Genomic DNA, 17,631 nt, shown 5'->3' with positions numbered 1-17,631 from the left:
ACAGATGCATTGTACCGCCGGCGGGTCCAGACTCGCCGCATGACCAGCATCCGCTCCTCCTGTTTCGTCCTCGCGCTCACCGCCTTCGTGACTGCCGGATCGGCGTGGGCGGCGGAAGATATCGTGCGCACCAACGGCGCCGTCGCCACTACTGCCGGCGGCGAGTACGGCCGCCTGGCGACCACCAACGGCAGCATCCGCATGGCCGACGGCGTCACCGCCGGGCCGGCGTCGACCACCAACGGCAGCATCAGCACCGGCAACGACGTCACCGCGGAAAGCCTGTCCACGGTCAACGGCAGCATCCGCGTCGGCGAACGCGCGCGTATCACCGAGAGCGTCGAAACCGTGAACGGCAGCGTGCTGATCGATCGCGGCAGCAAGGTCGGCGGCAACGTCGGCAACGCCAACGGCGCCATCGGCCTGATCGCGACCGAGGTCCGTGGCGACGTCGAGATGTCCAACGGCGACCTCACCATCGGCATCGGCTCGCACGTCCACGGCGGCGTGCGCGTGCGCAAGGCGGGCAGCAACTGGATGCCGATCCGCGTCAGCACGCGGCGCCAGCGCGTGATCATCGGCCCGGGCGCGGTGGTCGATGGTCCGCTGGAATTCGAGCGCGAGGTGGTGCTGTACGTGCACGACACCGCGCGCATCGGCGCGGTCACCGGCGCCGAACCCGTCCGCTACTCCACGCCCACCGCCCCGCCCCGCGGCGACGACTGAAACGGCCCCCCGCCCCCCGCGGGCGCCGAGCGCATAGAATCGGGGGTTCCTTACACGCAGGACCCGAACGAATGCGACCAACCCACCTCGTGCTCAGCCTCGCCGTCACCGCGGTGCTGGCCGCATGCAGCGGCGAGCCCGCTCCCGCCACCGGAGACACCGCGGCCACGGCTGCCTCCAGCCACGCGTTCAACCCCGAACTGGACAAGGGCGACTTCGCCGAGATGGTGCGGACGATGTCCTCCGACGCCTTCGAGGGCCGCGCGCCGGGTTCCGCCGGCGGCGAGATGACCGTCGAGTACATCAAGGCGCAGTACGAGCGCATCGGCCTCGAGCCCGGCGGCGACGACGGCACCTTCTTCCAGACCGTGCCCATGGTCGAGACCACCGCCGACGAATCCACCGTCCTGCGCATGGACGTGGCGGGCAAGGCCGGAGAGCTCAAGTTCGGCACCGACATGGTGATCGGCACCCGCACCGGCGAAGCCGAGATCAAGGTGGCCGACAGCGAACTGGTGTTCGTCGGCTACGGCGTGGACGCGCCGGAGCTGGGCTGGAACGACTACGCCGGCATCGACGTCAAGGGCAAGACCGTGGTCATCCTGGTCAACGACCCCGGCTTCCACGCCAACGACGAGACGCTGTTCGAAGGCGAGCGCATGACCTATTACGGGCGCTGGACCTACAAGTTCGAAGAGGCCGCGCGCAAGGGTGCCGCCGCCGCGCTGATCATCCACGACACCGCCGGCGCCTCCTACGGCTGGGACGTGGTGAAGAACTCCTGGTCCGGGCCGCAGTTCGACCTGCGCGCATCCGACGATCCGGAACCGCGCCTGCCGGCACAGGGCTGGCTGAGCGCCGACGCCGCGAAGCAGCTCTTCGCCGACGCCGGACAGGACCTGGACGCGTTGTACACCGCCGCCAACACCCGCGGCTTCACCGCCGTTCCGCTCGATGCGCGCGTCTCGTTCGACCTCGCCAGCACCACCCGCGAGAGCTCCTCGCGCAACGTGGTCGGCATCTTGCGGGGCAGCGAGGCGCCTGACGAAGCGATCGCCTACATCGCCCACTGGGACCACCTCGGCAAGCACGAGGGCGAGGGCGACACGATCTACAACGGCGCCATCGACAACGCCACCGGCGTCGCCGGCATCATCGAGATCGCGGAGAAGTTCAAGGCCGACGGCCAGCCGAAGCGCTCGATCGCCTTCATCGCCGTGACCCTTGAGGAGTCGGGCCTGCTCGGCTCGAAGTACCAGGTCGCGCACCCGGCGTTCCCGCTCGACAAGACCGTGGCGGTGGTGAACCTCGACGCCATGAGCGTGGCCGGTCCGTCGCGCGACATGGTCGTGGTCGGCCAGGGCAACTCGGAGCTCGAGGACGTGCTCAAGACCTTCACCGATGCCCAGGACCGCACCATCGTGGCCGAAGGCAATCCGGCGGGCGGCTTCTTCTTCCGCTCCGACCACTTCAACTACGCCAAGGCCGGCGTGCCTGCGCTGTACGCGAAGGGCGGCGACGACCTGCTCGAGGGCGGTCCGGAAGCCGGTGCCGAGTACGCGCGCGCCTACACCGAAGTTGCGTACCACAAGCCTGCGGACGAGTTCGACCCGGCCTGGAACTTCGACGGCGTAGTCCAGGATCTTGAAGTGCTCTACGGCGTGGGCCGCACCCTGGCCGACGACGGCAGCTGGCCGAACTGGTACGACGGCAACGCCTTCAAGGCCGCGCGCGACGCGATGCGGGCCGACGCCGAGTAACCACGCGACCCGAGGCCAGGCATGGCCACACGGAACGGCGCCGAAAGGCGCCGTTTCCGTTTCTGTTTCTGTTTCCGCCACCGCGATCCCGGACCCGGATGCGCGACGGCCGGCGCGGCCATGGCGTCCGGCCCCCGCAAGCTGCTCTACTCCAGGGACCTTCCGGGAGACCTCGCCATGACCCTCGCCATCGCCTACTGGTGCATCCTGATCGCCGCGCTGCTTCCCTACGCCTTGGCCATCATCGCCAAGACCTCCGCGCCCGGTTTCAACAACCGCAATCCGCGCGCCTGGCTGGCGAAGCAGGACAACTACCGGGTGCAGCGCGCAAACGCTGCCCACCTCAACGCCTTCGAAGCCTTCGCACCGTTCGCGGCCGCGGTGCTGATGGCGCAGCTGGCCGGGGTCGACCATGGCCGCATCGCGCTGCTCGCGCTCGTCTTCGTGGCCATGCGCATCGCGCACGGCGTGTTCTACGTCGCCGACGTGCAGCTGGTGCGCAGCCTGTCCTGGCTGGTCGGCTTTGCCTGCGTGGCGGCGCTGATGGTGATGGCGGCGCTAAGCGCCGCCTGAGTGATGCGTCCGGGCCTCGACCGGGCGCAGATCCCCTCTCTGTATCGCCGACCGGCAGGTAGGGGCGGCCATGTGTCCGTGGGCCGTTACAGGCCCGCCACCACCAGACGCACACGCGCGAAGTTGCGCTTGCCCACCTGCAATACGCCCTCAAAGCCGGGCCCCAACGTGGCACCGGGATCCTCGACCACGTTGCCATCCACTTTGACGGCGCGCTCCTTCAGCTTGCGGTTCGCCTCCGAATTGGACGGCGTGATCCCGGCCGCGGTGAGCAGCGCGGCGATGCGCAGGCCTTCCGCCGGCACCACCACGTCCTGCAGCGGCAGCAGCGAGGTGTCGCCCTGCCCGGTCACCGCCGCGCGCCAGCCGGCGATCGCGGTCTCGGCCGCGGCGGCATCGTGGAAGCGCGTGGCCAGTTCGCGCGCAAGGCGCAGCTTCACTTCGCGCGGGTTGAGCGTGCCTGCGGCGACGTCGGCCTTGAGCTTCGACGCCTCCGCGATGCCGATCTCGAAGCTCAGCAAGTCGATCCAGTCCCACATCAGGTCGTCGCCGACCTTCATGGTCTTGTTGACGAAGTCGATCGCCGGATCGGTCACGCCGATGTAGTTGCCCAGCGACTTGGACATCTTGTTGACGCCGTCCAGCCCCACCAGCAGCGGCATGGTCAGCACCACCTGGGGCTTCTGCCCGTGATGCTCCTGCAGGCCGCGACCCATCAGCAGGTTGAACTTCTGGTCGGTGCCACCGAGCTCGACGTCGGCCTCGAGCGCGACCGAGTCATAGCCCTGTACCAGCGGGTAGAGGAATTCGTGGATCGCGATCGACTGCTGCGCGGCGTAGCGTTTTGCAAAGTCGTCGCGCTCGAGCATGCGCGCCACCGTGAGCTGGCCGGCGAGGCGGATCATGTCGGCCGCGCCCATCTTCCCGAACCACTCCGAGTTGAAGCGGACCTCGGTGCGCTCGCGGTCGAGCACCTTGAACACCTGGTCCTCGTAGGTCTTCGCGTTGGCGAGCACGTCGTCGCGGGTCAGCGGCTTGCGGGTGGCGCTCTTGCCCGAGGGGTCGCCGATCATCCCGGTGAAGTCGCCGATCAGGAACACCACGGTGTGCCCGAGGTCCTGGAACTGCCGCATCTTGTTGAGCAGCACCGTGTGGCCCAGGTGCAGGTCGGGCGCCGTGGGGTCGAAACCGGCCTTGACCCGGAGCGGGCGCCCGGACGCCAGGCGGGCCTCGAGCTCTTCGCGCTTGAGGAGCTCGTCGGCACCACGGGCGATGAGTTCGATGGCGGCGGACGCGGGGGCGGGCGGGGGAGACATCTGTGACAAGGCCTTGAATCCTGTGTGCACCGCAACACGGAAAGTGTGACGCGGTTCTAAGTGGTTGTTATCACGAAGTTAAAATATTAACCCGGCGGAAACTTCATTGGCGTCAATCGTTTGACGCATGATCTTCGCGTGATTATGGTGGCGTCGTGACGTGCCCGTCACGCACGGGCCGGGAGTCCGATCCACACCATGACGACGCCTGAATCGCCCCAGTCACCGGACGCGCAGCACACCAGCCGCGCCCGCCTCGACAACCTGCGCGAACTCGAGCGCCAGGCCGCCGCCAACCAGCAACACGTCGACACCGCGGACCTAACCGCCGGCAACCGCCGCTGGTCGCGGCGACAGTGGGCCCATGCCAGCCTCGCGGCCACCGCAGGCGCGCTGTTGCTCGCCATCGTGCCCGGTTTCAATACCGCCGTCGACGTTCCGCACAGCAGCCGCCTGACCACGCTGTCGCTGTCGCTGCCTGCGCAGCCAGTGGTGGCCGCGCAGGCGCTTCCGGCCAACGAGTGGATGCCGGTGACGGTGGAGAAGGGCCAGACGCTGGGGGCGATCTTCGCCGACCTGGACATCCCCGCCAGCACCATGCACACCCTGCTCGCGCACCCCGGCGCGCGCGACGCCCTGACCCGGCTACGCCCCGGCGTCCAGCTCGGCTTCGCGTTCGACCCGCCGGCGGCCGACGACAAGCGTGCCGGCCTGCGCGCGCTGCGCTACGACCGCAACGAGACCCAGCGCGTGGAACTCGCACTGGCCGGCGACGACGTCGTTGAAACCGTAATCGAGCGCCCCATCGAGATCCGCACCACCGTGGTCAGCGGCAAGGTCGGCCGCTCGCTGTTCCACTCCGCGCGCAAGCTCGGCCTGTCGGGATCCAGCATCAACATGCTGACCGACGAGATCTTCCAGTACGACATCGACTTCAACACCGACGTCACCCAGAACGACCGCTTCAGCGTGGTCGTCGAGCAGGTCTACCGCGAGGGTGAGCTGCTGCGGACCGGCAACGTGCTGGCGGCGGTGTTCACCGCCAAGAACAAGCCCTTCACCGCCTTCCGCTTCGAGCACGAGGGCAAGGCCCAGTACTACAACGAAGAAGGCCGGCCGCTGAAGAAGAGCTTCATCCGCATGCCGATCCAGTACGCACGCCTGAGCTCGCGCTTCGGCTCGCGCCGGCACCCGGTGAGCGGCAACGTGCGCCAGCACAAGGGCGTGGACTACGCCGCGCGCACCGGCACCCCGATCATGGCCGCCGGCGACGCCCGCGTGCAGTTCAAGGGCTGGCGCGGCGGCTACGGCAACACCGTGATCCTCGACCACGGGCGCGGCTACACCACGCTGTACGCGCACATGTCCGGCTTCGGCAACATCCGCCAGGGCCAGCGCGTCAGCCAGGGCACGGTGATCGGCCGCGTCGGCACCACCGGCCTGTCCACCGGCCCGCACCTGCACTACGAGTTCCGCATCAACGGCGTGCACCGCAACCCGCTGCAGCACACGATGCCCGAGCCCGAGCCGCTCAAGGGCACCGCGCTGATCGCGTTCAAGGCCCAGACCGGGCCGGCGCTGGCGCGCATCCGCACGGTCGAAGACGTCATCTACGCCCAGGTGCCGGCCGCGGACGACGACACGCGCGTCGCCGCCGCCGACCGCGACACCACCGCGGCCCGCGGCCGGGGCTGATCGCCCCTGCGCCGCGCCAAGCCATCGACGGGCTTGCACGCATGGCCGGTCCGCGCCGCTTCCTTGGACTGATCTCCGGTACCAGCGCCGACGGCATCGACGCCGCGCTGGTCGACTTCGACGGCGACGATGCAGCTGCCCGGCCGTCGCTCCGCTTCGCCCGCACCTATCCCTGGGATCCCGCGCTGCGCGCACGACTGGTCGCGCTCGGCCAGCAGGGCGCATCTCTCACCCTGGACGACGTCGGCGAACTCGACGTGGCCATCGGCCGCGCCTTTGCGGCGGCCGCGCTGGCAGCGCTCGACGACGCCGGCACCGCGGCGGCGGACATCACCGCGATCGGCTCCCACGGCCAGACCCTGCGCCACCGCCCGCATGGCGTCCTGCCCTTCAGCCTGCAGCTGGGATGCGCGGCGAGCATCGCCGAACGTACCGGCATCACCACCGTCGCCGGATTCCGTGCCCGTGACGTCGCCGCCGGTGGCCATGGCGCACCGCTGGTGCCGGCGCTGCACGCCGCCCTGCTGCACGAACCGGGCGAGTCGCGCGCCGTGCTCAACCTCGGCGGCATCGCCAACTTCACCCTGCTGCCGGCCGAAGGCCCGGTGCGCGGCTTCGACACCGGTCCGGCCAACGGCCTGATGGATGCGTGGTGCCTGCACCACCGCGGCGAAGCCTATGACCGCGGCGGCGCCTTCGCGGCCAGCGGCCACGTGGACAAAACGCTGCTGGCGCGCCTGCTGGACGAACCGTGGTTCGCGCTGCCACCCCCGAAATCCACCGGCCGCGACCAGTTCCACCTCGGCTGGGTGGAGTCGCGGCTGGCCGGCACGGAGTCGCCCGCCGATGTTCAGGCCACGCTGCTGGCGCTGACCGCCCATACCGTGGCCGACGCGCTGCGCGCCACCCAGCCCGGCACCGCGCGCGTGATCGCCTGCGGCGGCGGCGTGCACAACGCGGCGCTGATGGCGGCGCTGGCCGCTGAACTGCCGGGCATGGTGGTGGAATCCAGCGCAGCGCATGGCCTGGATCCGGACGCGATCGAGGCGATGGCCTTTGCCTGGCTGGCGCGGGAAACGCTGGCGGGCCGGCCGGGCAACCTGGCCACGGTCACCGGCGCAGCCGGGCCACGCGTGCTCGGCGCCATCCACCCCGCAACCCCGCTCTTGTAGGCGGTCAGGGCGTCTTGTCGTCGGGAACCTGGCCGATCATCGAAAAGACGCCGTCCGGGACGCCTTCCAGCGCGGCGATCGCCGCCTGCAGCACGTCGGCCTCGGAGTTGTCGAAGCCGAGCTTGCCGTCGCCCTCGATCGCGTACAGGCCCTGCTCCAGCAAGTGCAGCAGGGCGTGCGACAGCGCCCAGCCGCGGCGCTCGGCCACGCGCTTGATGCGCTCGAGCAGCACTTCGTCGATGTCCTTGAGAACGATGTCGGTCACGGCCGGCGTCCAGTGGGCGCTCACGAGCGGGGCACCCTGTCATTGATACGACGACGCGGCCCCGGCGGCAAGCACCTCCCCCTGCTCACGCGCCATCCCCGGTCGTCGCGGGGACCACGTCATCCCCGCCGGCGCGCACCCGCGGCTTCAGCCAGAAGAACAGCAGCACCGCCGGCACCGCCACCACCGCGGTGATCAGGAAGTAGGTGGCATAGCCGCCGGTACTGGTCTCGACGATGGCACCCGAGAAGAAGCCCAGCACCTTGCCCGGCAGCATGATCAGCGATGAAAACAGCGCGTACTGCGTGGCCGTGTAGCGCGTGTTGACCAGTGCCGACAGGTACGCGACCGCAGTGGTGCCGAGGAAGCCCTGGGCCAGGTTCTCACCCGAGATCACCAGGGTCAGCAGGCCGATGTCGCCGTTGGCGCCGATCAGGACCAGGTACAGCAGGTTGCTCGCCGCGCCCAGGATGATCGCCGCCAGCAGCGGCCAGTGGATGCCCCAGCGCGCCACCGCCACGCCGCCGAGGAAGACCCCGGCGATGCCGACCCAGATGCCGTAGACCTTGGTCACCGCGGCGATCTCGGTCTTGCTGAAGCCCTGGTCAAGATAGAACGGGCCGATGATGCCGCCGACCAGCGCCTGGTCGGAGATCTTGATCGACAGGATGAAGAGCAGCACCACCAGGCCGACGCCGCCGCCGAAGCGGCGGAAGAAGTCGGCGAACGGCTCGACCACGCCCTCGCGCAGGCCCGCCGCCCAGCCCGCGGTGCGCACGCGCATTACTTCGGGCTCGGTCGCCACCAGGCAGGCTACCAGCGGCACCAGCATGCAGGCGGCCATCAGGCGGTACACGTTCGGCCAGGCGGCGTGGTCGGCCAGCACCAGGGCCAGCGCGCCGGACACGATCAGCGCGATCCGGTAACCCAGCGAGTAGGTCGCCACCAGTGCGCCCTGTGCGGACGGCGGCGCGATTTCGACGCGATAGGCGTCCACGGCGATATCGAGCGTGGCGCCGGAGAAGGCCACGAACAGCGTCAGCGCGACGAAGACCGTCAGCCGCTCCGGCGTCAGCGCCGACATCGCCAGCAGGCCGACCATCACGCAGGCCATCGCCAGCAGCAGCCAGCCGCGACGCTGCCCGAAGCGGCCCAGCAGCGGCAGCCGCCAGCGGTCCACCAGCGGCGCCCACACGAACTTGAAGGAGTACGCCATGCCCGCGCTCGCGATCATGGTGATTTCCCGGAGCTCGATCCCGCCCTCGCGCAGCCAGTACGCCAGCGTGCCGGCCACCAGCAGGAACGGCAGCCCCGAGGCGAAGCCGAAGAAGAACATCGTCCACGCCGCGGGCTGCGCGAACGCACGCCACGCGGAGGGCTTCGGCGGCGCATCGGCGCCGGCGGCGGTACTCATGCGCGGGGACCTGCGAACCGCTTGCCGGCGCTCATTCGCGGTAATCCACGATCAAAGGCGCGTGGTCGGAGAAGCGCGGCTCGCCGTGCACGGCGCAGGCGTCCACGCGCCCGGCCAGCGCCGGGGTCACGAACTGGTAGTCGATGCGCCAGCCCACGTTCTTCGCGCGCGCGGCGCCGCGATTGCTCCACCAGGTGTATTCGTCGGCGACGTCCGGACGCAGCACGCGCAGCGCGTCGCTCCAGCCGTGCGTCGGCGCGTCGCACAGGCCGTCGCCGCAGGCGTCGGCGATCATGCCGTTGAGCCAGGCGCGCTCGGGCGGCAGGCAGCCGGAGTTCTTCTGGTTGCCGGTCCAGTTCTTGATGTCGTTGCGCGACCGCACGATGTTCCAGTCGCCGCACAGCACGTAGTCGCGACCGCTGGCGAGCCAGCCGTCGAGGATGGGCTTGAGCCAGTCCATGACCTCGAACTTGAAGCCCTGGCGCAGGTCGCCCGACGAGCCCGAAGGGATGTAGAACGACACCACGGACAGGTTGCCGAAGCGCGCCTCGATATAGCGGCCTTCGTCGTCGAACGGCGCCCAGCCCAGCGCCGTGCGCACCTCGTCGGGCTCGCGGCGGCTGTAGATCGCCACGCCGCTGTAGCCCTTCTTGGTCGTGGCATCGCGGAACCAGGCCTTGTAGCCCTCGGGCAGGTAGTCCGGATGCAGCCCTTCACCGTCTGCCGCGACGAGCTGGTGTTCCTGGGCCTTGGTTTCCTGGACGCAGAGGATGTCGACGTCCTGGGCCCGGAACCAGTCGAAGAAGCCTTTTTTGGCGGCCGAACGGATGCCGTTGGCGTTGAAGCTGATGATGCGCATGGAGTGCCGGTGCAATGACGGAAGCGGCGGGCACAGGCCCGCCGCTGTCCAAGGTTAACGCACCGCCGACCCTGTTGCCGACGGCCGCTCCGGCCCTGCGTTACAGCGTCGGCTTGGGCGTGCGCTCGGTGCTCGGCGGCAGGATCGGATACTCCACCGTCGGCTGGCGCCCGGTCAGGGTGCGCAGGAAGGCGGCGATCGCGCTGGCTTCCTCCGCATTCAGCTCGCGCCCCAGCTGGGCGTTGCCCATGATCGCCACCGCCTGCTCGAGGTCCCAGACCTGGCCGCTATGGAAATACGGCGCGGTCAGCTCGACGTTGCGCAGCGGCGAGGCGCGGAACACGTACTCGTCGGTGGCGGTGGCGGTGACCTCGAAGCGACCCTTGTCGCCCTCGGGCAGGATGTCCGCGCCCGGGCGCTCGATCACGCCGAAGGGGAAATAGGCCTGGCCGCCGAAGTTGCGGCCGTTGTGGCAGGACGCGCAGCCGCTGGACACGAACAGCTCCAGGCCCTTGCGCTCGGTGGCGTCGATGGCGGCGTCATCGCCCAGCACCCAGCGATCGAAGCGCGAGTGCGGCGTCACCAGGGTGGCTTCGAAGGCCTCCAGCGCCAGCGCCATGTTGTCGAAGCTCACCGCGTCCGCCTGGCCCGGGAACGCGGTGCCGAACCGCTCGACGTACTGCGGGATGCTCCGCAGCGTCTCGACCACGAGCTCCGGGGTGCTGTTCATTTCGACGCTGGCCTGCACCGGGCCCTTGGCCTGTTCGGCGAGGTCGGCGGCGCGACCGTCCCAGAACTGGGCGGCGTTGAACACGGCGTTGAGCACGGTCGGCGAGTTGCGCGGGCCGCGCTGCCAGCCGTGGCCGATCGACGCCGGCACGTTGTCGGCGCCGCCGGTGCCCATGCTGTGGCAGGTGTTGCAGGTGATCAGGTGGCTGCGCGAGAGGCGCGGGTCGAAGAACAGCATGCGGCCGAGTTCGACCTGGTCGTCGGACAGCGGCTGTCCGCGAAGTTCCTCGACGACCTCGGGGATGGTCCCGAACATCGCCGCCGCGGTGGTCCGCAGCGTATCGGCAGACGCGCCCGCGGCATCGGTCGGGGCGGCCGCCTCGGCGGTCTGCGCCGTGCCGGGCACGCCGGAGGTCGCCACCGGTGCATCGGCCGCCGGGGCTGCGGTCGCGGCCGCCGCATCTGCCGGAGCGGTTCCGTCTGCAGGCACGCCCGCGCGGTCGGGCGCGTTGTTTCCGCAGCCGGCGGCAAGCGCCACGGCCATCGCCAGCGTCGTCACGATTCCAAGCCTCGTCCGCATCCGCATCACCCGTCTCCAACCGGCGCCAGTCCACGTTCACCATAAGCCGGGGACGGTGGTCATGGCCTTGACCCCGGTCAATGCCGTCGGATTGCTACCATGGCGCCCCCGCCGCGGCCGCACTGCAACCCATGCCCGACCACCGCTCACGTTTCCTGCAGCTGGCGCTCGAGGCCGAGGCCCTGCGCTTCGGCGGGTTCACGCTGAAGTCCGGCCGCACCAGCCCGTATTTCTTCAACGCCGGGCGCTTCGACTCCGGCGCCGCGCTCGCCACGCTGGCCGCCTGCTACGCCGACGCCATCGATGCCGCCGGACTGGTGTTCGACCTGCTGTTCGGCCCGGCCTACAAGGGCATCCCGCTGGCCACAGCGCTCGCCTGCGAGTACGCGCGCCGCGGCCGCGACCTGCCGCTGGCCTACAACCGCAAGGAAGCCAAGGCCCACGGCGAAGGCGGCACGCTGGTCGGCGCGGCGCTGGTGGGCCGCCGCGTGCTGGTGGTCGACGACGTGCTCACCGCGGGTACCGCCGTGCGCGAAGCCCTGGGCCTGATTCGCGCCGGCGGTGGCATTCCCGCCGGCGTGGTGATCGCGCTGGACCGCCAGGAGATCCTCGACGAGGCATCCGGCGACCGCCGATCGGCCGCGGCACAAGTGGCGGCCAACGAAGGCGTGCCTGTGGTGGCCATTGCCGGTTTCGACGACCTGCTTGCGTTCACCGATGGAAACGCGACACTGTCAGCCGAGCGCGAGCACCTGCTCGCGTACCGCGCGCGCTTCGGCAGCGCGGCCACCTGATTCGGCCGACCGGGGGGACGGATACGATGAAGACCATGAACTGCATAGCCGGCATCGTGCTTGCCGCGCTGCCGCTGGCGGCCGTGGCGCAGAAGGCGCCGACCGACAAGAAGCTTTATTGCTGGGATGAGAACGGCGTCCAGGTCTGCGGCGATACGCTGCCGGCCAGCGCGCTTGACCGCGCCCGCACCGAGATCAGCGCCCAGAGCGGCGCGCGCACCGGACAGGTGCCGCGCGCACTCACCGACGACGAACGCGGCGCCGCGGCCATCGCCGCCCGCGCCGCGGCCGATGCCGAACTGGCCGAGGCCGAGCGCTACCGCCGCGACCTGGCCATGGTCGAGTCATACGCCACCGAAGACGACCTGCGCCGTGCCTACGGCGAGCGCATCACCCTGGTGGAAGAGTCGCTGAAGACCTCCGAGCTCAGCCTCGCCAACCTGCGCCAGAGCCTGCTGTCACTGCTGCGCCAAGCGGCCGAGCGTGAGCTGCTCGAGCAGCCCGTGGGCAAGACCCTGGCCGAGGGCATCCAGTCGCAGCATGGCGACCTGGTCCGCCAGCAGGCGATCATGCAGCGGCAGCTGGCGGATCATGCGTCGCTGGGTAGCGATCTGGAGGGGGCGCTGGAGCGCTATCGGAACATGAAGTCCGGCTAGGGGCGGTCGGCCTGCAGCTATAGCTGTGGGAGCCGCCATGGCCGCAATCGCGGCTATCGCCGCTCCCACAGCTATTGGCTGCTCCCACAACAGTCGGGGCTAGAACGGGAGCGGCAGATCCGGGTCGATCGCCAGCAGCTGCTCGCGGAACTGGCCGCGGATGCGGTCCAGGGCCTCTTCGCTGTCGGCGTCGAAGCGCAGCACCAGCACCGGCGTGGTGTTGGAGGCACGCACCAGGCCCCAGCCGTCCGGGAAGTCCACGCGCAGGCCGTCGATGGTCGAGGGGCGCGCATTGCCTTCGAACGTCGCCTGCGCAACGAAGCGTTCGACGAAGGCGTGCGGATCGCCACCCGGGGCATCGACCTTGATCTCGGGCGTGGCGATGCCGGTGGGCAGCGCGGACAGCACCTCGCTGGGTGATTCCGGGCGCGACGCCAGGATTTCCAGGAGGCGGGCGGCGGCATAGATGCCGTCGTCGAAGCCGTACCAGCGCTCGCCGAAGAAGAAGTGGCCGCTCATTTCGCCGGCAAGCTCGGCCTCGGTCTCGCGCATCTTCGCCTTGATCAGCGAATGCCCGGTCTTCCACATCAGCGGGCTGCCGCCGTGGCGCAGGATGTGGCCCTGCAGGCGGCCGGTGCACTTCACGTCGTAGACAATCACGGCACCCGGGTTGCGCTCCAGCACGTCGGCCGCGAACAGCATCAGCAGGCGGTCGGGATAGATGTTCTCGCCGTCCTTCGTGACCACGCCCAGGCGGTCGCCGTCGCCGTCGAAGGCGATGCCGAGGTCGGCGTCGAAGCGCTTCACCATGTCGATCAGGTCGACCAGGTTGTGCGGCTCGCTCGGATCCGGATGGTGGTTGGGGAAGGTGCCGTCGATCTCGCAGAACAGCGGCTCGACGTTGGCGCCGATCGCGGCCAGCACGCGCGGGCCGATCTCGCCGGCCACGCCGTTGCCGGCATCCACCACGACCTTCAGCGCGCGGTCGACCTGGACGTCGGAGGCGATGCGCTCGACATAGTCGTCGGCGATGTCGCGCTCGGTCACGCCGCCCGGCGTGGGCGCGATGTGGAGCCGATCCTCGGCGATGCGCGCGTACAGGTCGGTCACCGCGGCACCCGACAGCGTCTCGCCGCCGACCACGATCTTGAAGCCGTTGTAGTCGGGCGGATTGTGGCTGCCAGTCACCGACACGCAGCAACCCGTGCGCAGGTGGTAGGCGCCGAAATACACCACCGGGGTCGGGACCATGCCGATGTCGATGACGTCGCGGCCGGCCTTGCGCAGGCCGGCGGTGAGGCCGGCGACCATGTCCGGACCGGAGAGGCGGCCGTCGCGGCCGATCACGATGTCCTTCAGCCCCTGTTCGTGCATCAGCGAGCCGATGGCGTGGCCGATCAGCTCGGCGACGCCGATGTCCAGCGTCTGCCCCACGATGCCGCGGATGTCGTAGGCGCGGAAGATGCCCGGGTCGATCGCCACCGCTGCCTTGACTGCCTCCGCGCGCACCGGTGCGGCTGCGGACCCGTCGGTCCCGTCCACGCCGTCTTCGGGTTCCAGCTCCAGCGCCTGCTCGAGCGTGGGCGCGTCACCGGTCTCCTCGTGCTCCGGCTTGCCGACAAGCGACGGCAGGCGTGACAGCAGGTAGCCGAGCAGCAGCAGGATGGCGGCCACCACGAACGACGGCATCGCACCAAGTCCGAACAGCGCCGCCGGCCGCGGCGGCAGGCCGGCCGCCACGCGCAGGCCGGTCCCGGCCACGGGCACGGCCATGCGCTCGGCGGACACGGCGTATTTTTCGTCGCCGCGCGCGGCCAGGGTGAAGCCGCCCTGGCGCAGCGCCAGGTAGGTGGAACCCGGCACGTCGACGGCGTCCAGGCTCGAGGTCGCGCGCGCAAGCGGCAGGCGTACGTAGGCCACGCCGACAAGGGCGCCGTCGACGCGCGCCGGCGCCGCCAGGGCCAGGCGCGGGCCGCCGCCGTCGCGCACCACGCCCATTACCGGCTTGCCCTCGATGATCGCGGCCTCGGCCACGGCGATGCGGCCATAGCCGGCCTCCTCGACCGCGCCGTAGGCCTCGGCCAGGTCCAGGGCGTGGATCGCCGCATGCTCGATGTTCGGCCAGTCCAGGGCCAGCGCCTTTGCCGCGGCGTCAAAGTCCCCCGCAGCCAGGGCCTCGCGCACCGGGGCCGAGTCCACGCGCTCGGCCATCCGCTCGAGTTCGTTGCCCAGCGAACGCGCGGCCGACTGTGCCAGCGCGTCGCGATTGACCGACAGCTGGTCACGCCGGGTGCCGTCCTGCATCTGCCGCCAGCCGGTCCAGGCCAGCCAGAGCGCCAGCAGCACCGCGGCCGCGGCAAGCAGCAGCAGCCAGGGCCGCCCGTGCACAACGAGTTGCCGGGTCGTGTTCGAAGCCTTCAGATCCATCCGGTGTATCCCCCTCAGCGCGTGCCGGTGTGGCCAAAGCCACCCGCGCCCCGCGTGCTTTGTTCGAAAGTATCCACTACCCGCAGCCCCGCGCGCACGACCGGCGTGAGCACCAGCTGCGCGATGCGGTCGCCCGGCTGGACCACGTAGGCCTCGCGCGAGCGGTTCCAGAGGCTGACCATGAGCGGGCCCTGGTAGTCGGCGTCGATCAGGCCGGTGCCGTTGCCCAGCACCAGGCCATGGCGGTGCCCGAGTCCCGAGCGCGGCAGCACCATTGCACACAGGCCCGGATCGGCGATGTGGATCGCGATGCCGCTGGGCACCAGCGCGGTGTCGCCGCCGGCGAGTTCCAGCGGCGCGTCGATCGCGGCGCGCAGGTCCAGGCCGGCGCTGCCATCGGTGGCATAGGCAGGAAGTGGCCACTCAGCGCCGATGCGCGGATCGAGGATCTTCAGGTCGAGCGTGTGCTGCATGGGCGGCTGGCGTCCTGGTGCGGGTTCATTGCAACTGTGCGGCGACGAGATCGAGCAGCGCCTCGGCAAGTTCGGTCTTGGGCGACGGGCCAAGCACCTGCCCGCGGTCGGCGCTGAAGACATGGAGCGTATTGTCATCGGACTCGAAGCCGCTGCCCGGGACACCCACCCGGTTGGCAGCGATCAGGTCGATGCGCTTGCGGCGCAGCTTGTCGCGCGCATTGTCCTCGAGGTCACCGGTTTCGGCGGCGAAGCCGACCACCAGCCGCGGACGCAGTGCGTGCGATGCGACCCCGGCGAGGATGTCGGCGGTACGCACCAGTTCCAGCACCAGGCCATCGCCGCCTGGCTGCTTCTTGATCTTGCCTTCGGCCACGGCGGCCGGGGTGAAGTCGGCGACCGCGGCGGCGCCGATGTAGATGTCGGCCGGCAGCGCGGCGAGCACGGCGGCGTGCATCTGCGCGGCCGAGCGTACATCCCGGCGGTCGACGCCTGCGGGCGTGTCGAGCGCCACCGGACCGGCGACCAGCACCGTGTCCGCGCCGCGGCGCGCAGCGGCCGCGGCGATCGCGAAACCCATTTTGCCGCTGCTGCGGTTGCCGATGAAGCGCACCGGATCGATGTCCTCGTAGGTCGGGCCGGCGCTGACCAGCACGCGCAGGCCGGCCAGCGTGCCGCGGCTCATGGCGTCGCGGCCGCCAGCGCGGCGACGATGTCCAGCGGCTCGGCCATGCGCCCGGGCCCGGACTCGCCCTCGGCCAGCGGACCGTCGACCGGCCCCGTGACCAGGGCGCCACGTGCGCGCAGCAGCGCCATGTTGGCCTGAGTGGCCGGGTGCAGCCACATGCGGTGGTTCATCGCCGGCGCCAGCGCCAGCGGCGCGGTGGTGGCCAGGCACAGCGTGGTGACCAGGTTGTCCGCAAAGCCGTGGGCGAGCTTGGCCAAGGTGTTGGCGGTGGCCGGCGCGACCAGCACGCAGGTCGCCCAGCGCGCGAGTTCGATATGGCCCATCGCGGCCTCGGCGGCCGGATCCCAGAGCGACGTGCGCACGGTCTCGCCCGACAGCGCCTGGAAGGTGGTGGCGCCGACGAAGTGCGTCGCACCCTCGGTCATCGCCACTTTCACCTGCGCACCAGCGTCGCGCAGGCGGCGCACGAGGTCGGCGGACTTGTACGCGGCGATGCCGCCGCACACGCACAGCAGGATGCGCTCGCCTTCGAGTTGGCTGTCGGTCTTGGCCATGCGCGCTCGGAGTGTCCTGACCCGGCAGGGGTCGGACAGCTTACCCGAACGTCCATGACCGCCCGGCGGCGCCGCGACGCCTGATCGCGTGCAATGGCCCCACGTCGGCTGCCGGCGCAGGCACCCCCCTTTCAGACCCGCCGCGCGGTTCCATCCCCTGCCGCGATGCGTCGGCGGCCGACGACCACCCACTCCGAGGATCGCCCATGCACATCCGCGACTGGCCCACCGGCGAACGCCCGCGCGAGAAGCTGCTCGCCCGCGGCGCGGCCGTCCTGTCGGACGCGGAGCTGCTGGCCCTGTTCCTGGGTTCCGGCGTACGCGGGCTCGACGCGGTCGCCACGGCACGCCGTTTGCTGGCCGACCACGGCCCGCTGCGGCGCCTGCTCGATCGCCCCCCCGCCGAGCTGGTGACGCTGCCGGGCCTCGGACCGGCCAGCGCCTGCCAGCTGTCCGCAGCGCTGGAGCTCGCCAGCCGCCACCTGGCGGCCGCCCTGGAGCGCGGCGAAGCCCTGACCGATCCGCACGCCGCCGGACGCTATTTCTCCCAGCGCCTGCGCGGGCATCCCAGCGAGGTCTTCGCCGCGCTGTTCCTCGACACCCGCCACCGTGCGCTGGCCTTCGAAGAGTTGTTCCGGGGCACCGTCGACGGCGCCGAAGTGCACCCGCGGGAGGTGGTGCGCCGGGCGCTGGGGCACAACGCGGCGGCGGTGATCGTCGGCCACAACCACCCCAGCGGCAGCAGCGAACCCAGCGCGGCCGACCGCGCGGTCACCGCCAGGCTCAAACAGGCCCTGCACCTGGTCGACGTCCGCCTGCTCGACCATTTCGTGGTCGGCGACGGTGCGCCGGTGTCGCTCGCCGCGCGCGGCTGGGTCTAGGCCGGACGCCGCAGGGCCGGTTCAGGCGCCAGCCCGGGCGCGGGCGGGCGCTCGCGTACAATGGGCAGC

Annotated in this window: 15 protein-coding genes and 1 pseudogene; 8 read left to right on the top strand and 8 right to left on the bottom strand. The window is 70.5% G+C overall.

All coding sequences use genetic code 11. The features are described 5' to 3' along the window. The first annotated feature begins 39 nt into the window (after positions 1-39). From ACW5E8_RS14070 to ACW5E8_RS14060, 3 genes are all read left to right on the top strand, one after another. The gene (locus ACW5E8_RS14070; RefSeq protein WP_456966157.1) at positions 40-726 is read left to right on the top strand and encodes a hypothetical protein; all 687 of its coding nucleotides are present in this window, start codon (positions 40-42) and stop codon (positions 724-726) included. Positions 727-797: 71 nt separating this feature from the next. Beyond that, positions 798-2,486 carry a M28 family metallopeptidase gene (locus tag ACW5E8_RS14065; protein ID WP_456966156.1) on the top strand — a complete coding sequence of 563 codons (1,689 nt, stop codon included), beginning with the start codon at positions 798-800 and terminating at the stop codon, positions 2,484-2,486. A 177-nt stretch (positions 2,487-2,663) separates the two neighbouring features. Then, complete coding sequence (locus ACW5E8_RS14060) at positions 2,664-3,059, top strand: MAPEG family protein (protein WP_456966155.1); 396 nt, start codon at positions 2,664-2,666, stop codon at positions 3,057-3,059. Between the two features lie 86 nt (positions 3,060-3,145). On the opposite strand, the gene tyrS is transcribed toward ACW5E8_RS14060, so the two are convergent. Then, positions 3,146-4,375 carry a tyrosine--tRNA ligase gene (tyrS, locus tag ACW5E8_RS14055; protein WP_456966154.1) on the bottom strand — a complete coding sequence of 410 codons (1,230 nt, stop codon included), beginning with the start codon at positions 4,373-4,375 and terminating at the stop codon, positions 3,146-3,148. A gap of 198 nt (positions 4,376-4,573) precedes the next feature. Here tyrS and ACW5E8_RS14050 point away from each other — a divergent pair, with 198 nt between their 5' ends. Together ACW5E8_RS14050 and ACW5E8_RS14045 are read left to right on the top strand one after the other, a co-directional pair. Beyond that, positions 4,574-6,070, top strand: a complete 1,497-nt coding sequence (locus ACW5E8_RS14050) for a M23 family metallopeptidase (protein WP_456966153.1) — start codon at positions 4,574-4,576, stop codon at positions 6,068-6,070. 41 nt (positions 6,071-6,111) lie between these two features. Beyond that, positions 6,112-7,242, top strand: coding sequence for an anhydro-N-acetylmuramic acid kinase (locus ACW5E8_RS14045; protein WP_456966152.1), 1,131 nt, complete (start codon positions 6,112-6,114; stop codon positions 7,240-7,242). Positions 7,243-7,246: 4 nt separating this feature from the next. Here ACW5E8_RS14045 and ACW5E8_RS14040 read toward each other — a convergent pair whose 3' ends face one another. From ACW5E8_RS14040 to ACW5E8_RS14025, 4 genes are all read right to left on the bottom strand, one after another. Continuing rightward, on the bottom strand, positions 7,247-7,507 hold the full coding sequence (locus ACW5E8_RS14040; protein WP_456966151.1) for a hypothetical protein: 261 nt from the start codon (positions 7,505-7,507) through the stop codon (positions 7,247-7,249). Between the two features lie 85 nt (positions 7,508-7,592). After that, positions 7,593-8,921: an AmpG family muropeptide MFS transporter gene (locus ACW5E8_RS14035; RefSeq protein ID WP_456966150.1), complete on the bottom strand. Its 1,329-nt coding sequence runs from the start codon at positions 8,919-8,921 to the stop codon at positions 7,593-7,595. A gap of 31 nt (positions 8,922-8,952) precedes the next feature. Further along, positions 8,953-9,780 carry an exodeoxyribonuclease III gene (locus ACW5E8_RS14030; RefSeq protein ID WP_456966149.1) on the bottom strand — a complete coding sequence of 276 codons (828 nt, stop codon included), beginning with the start codon at positions 9,778-9,780 and terminating at the stop codon, positions 8,953-8,955. A gap of 100 nt (positions 9,781-9,880) precedes the next feature. Then, the gene (locus ACW5E8_RS14025) at positions 9,881-11,068 is read right to left on the bottom strand and encodes a cytochrome-c peroxidase (protein ID WP_456966148.1); all 1,188 of its coding nucleotides are present in this window, start codon (positions 11,066-11,068) and stop codon (positions 9,881-9,883) included. A gap of 152 nt (positions 11,069-11,220) precedes the next feature. Here ACW5E8_RS14025 and pyrE point away from each other — a divergent pair, with 152 nt between their 5' ends. Both pyrE and ACW5E8_RS14015 read left to right on the top strand, forming a co-directional pair. Then, on the top strand, positions 11,221-11,883 hold the full coding sequence (gene pyrE, locus ACW5E8_RS14020) for an orotate phosphoribosyltransferase (RefSeq protein WP_456966147.1): 663 nt from the start codon (positions 11,221-11,223) through the stop codon (positions 11,881-11,883). A gap of 35 nt (positions 11,884-11,918) precedes the next feature. Beyond that, positions 11,919-12,539: a hypothetical protein gene (locus ACW5E8_RS14015; protein ID WP_456966146.1), complete on the top strand. Its 621-nt coding sequence runs from the start codon at positions 11,919-11,921 to the stop codon at positions 12,537-12,539. Between the two features lie 99 nt (positions 12,540-12,638). On the opposite strand, the gene ACW5E8_RS14010 is transcribed toward ACW5E8_RS14015, so the two are convergent. The 3 genes and pseudogenes from ACW5E8_RS14010 to coaBC all read right to left on the bottom strand — a co-directional run bounded on the left by ACW5E8_RS14010 (position 12,639) and on the right by coaBC (position 16,681). Further along, entirely contained in the window at positions 12,639-14,843 is a 2,205-nt protein-coding gene (locus ACW5E8_RS14010; RefSeq protein ID WP_456966207.1) for a phosphomannomutase/phosphoglucomutase, read from the bottom strand. Between the two features lie 137 nt (positions 14,844-14,980). After that, positions 14,981-15,439, bottom strand: coding sequence for a dUTP diphosphatase (gene dut, locus ACW5E8_RS14005; RefSeq protein WP_456966145.1), 459 nt, complete (start codon positions 15,437-15,439; stop codon positions 14,981-14,983). Positions 15,440-15,464: 25 nt separating this feature from the next. Further along, positions 15,465-16,681 (bottom strand): annotated as a pseudogene (gene coaBC / locus ACW5E8_RS14000) (bifunctional phosphopantothenoylcysteine decarboxylase/phosphopantothenate--cysteine ligase CoaBC). A 206-nt stretch (positions 16,682-16,887) separates the two neighbouring features. Here coaBC and radC point away from each other — a divergent pair. Continuing rightward, complete coding sequence (gene radC, locus ACW5E8_RS13995; protein WP_456966144.1) at positions 16,888-17,562, top strand: RadC family protein; 675 nt, start codon at positions 16,888-16,890, stop codon at positions 17,560-17,562. The last annotated feature ends 69 nt before the right edge of the window (positions 17,563-17,631 follow it).

It is taken from the genome of Luteimonas sp. A649 (assembly GCF_054072735.1).
Note: the sequence above shows the minus strand (reverse complement) of the source record. Positions and strands in the feature narration are given on the sequence as shown.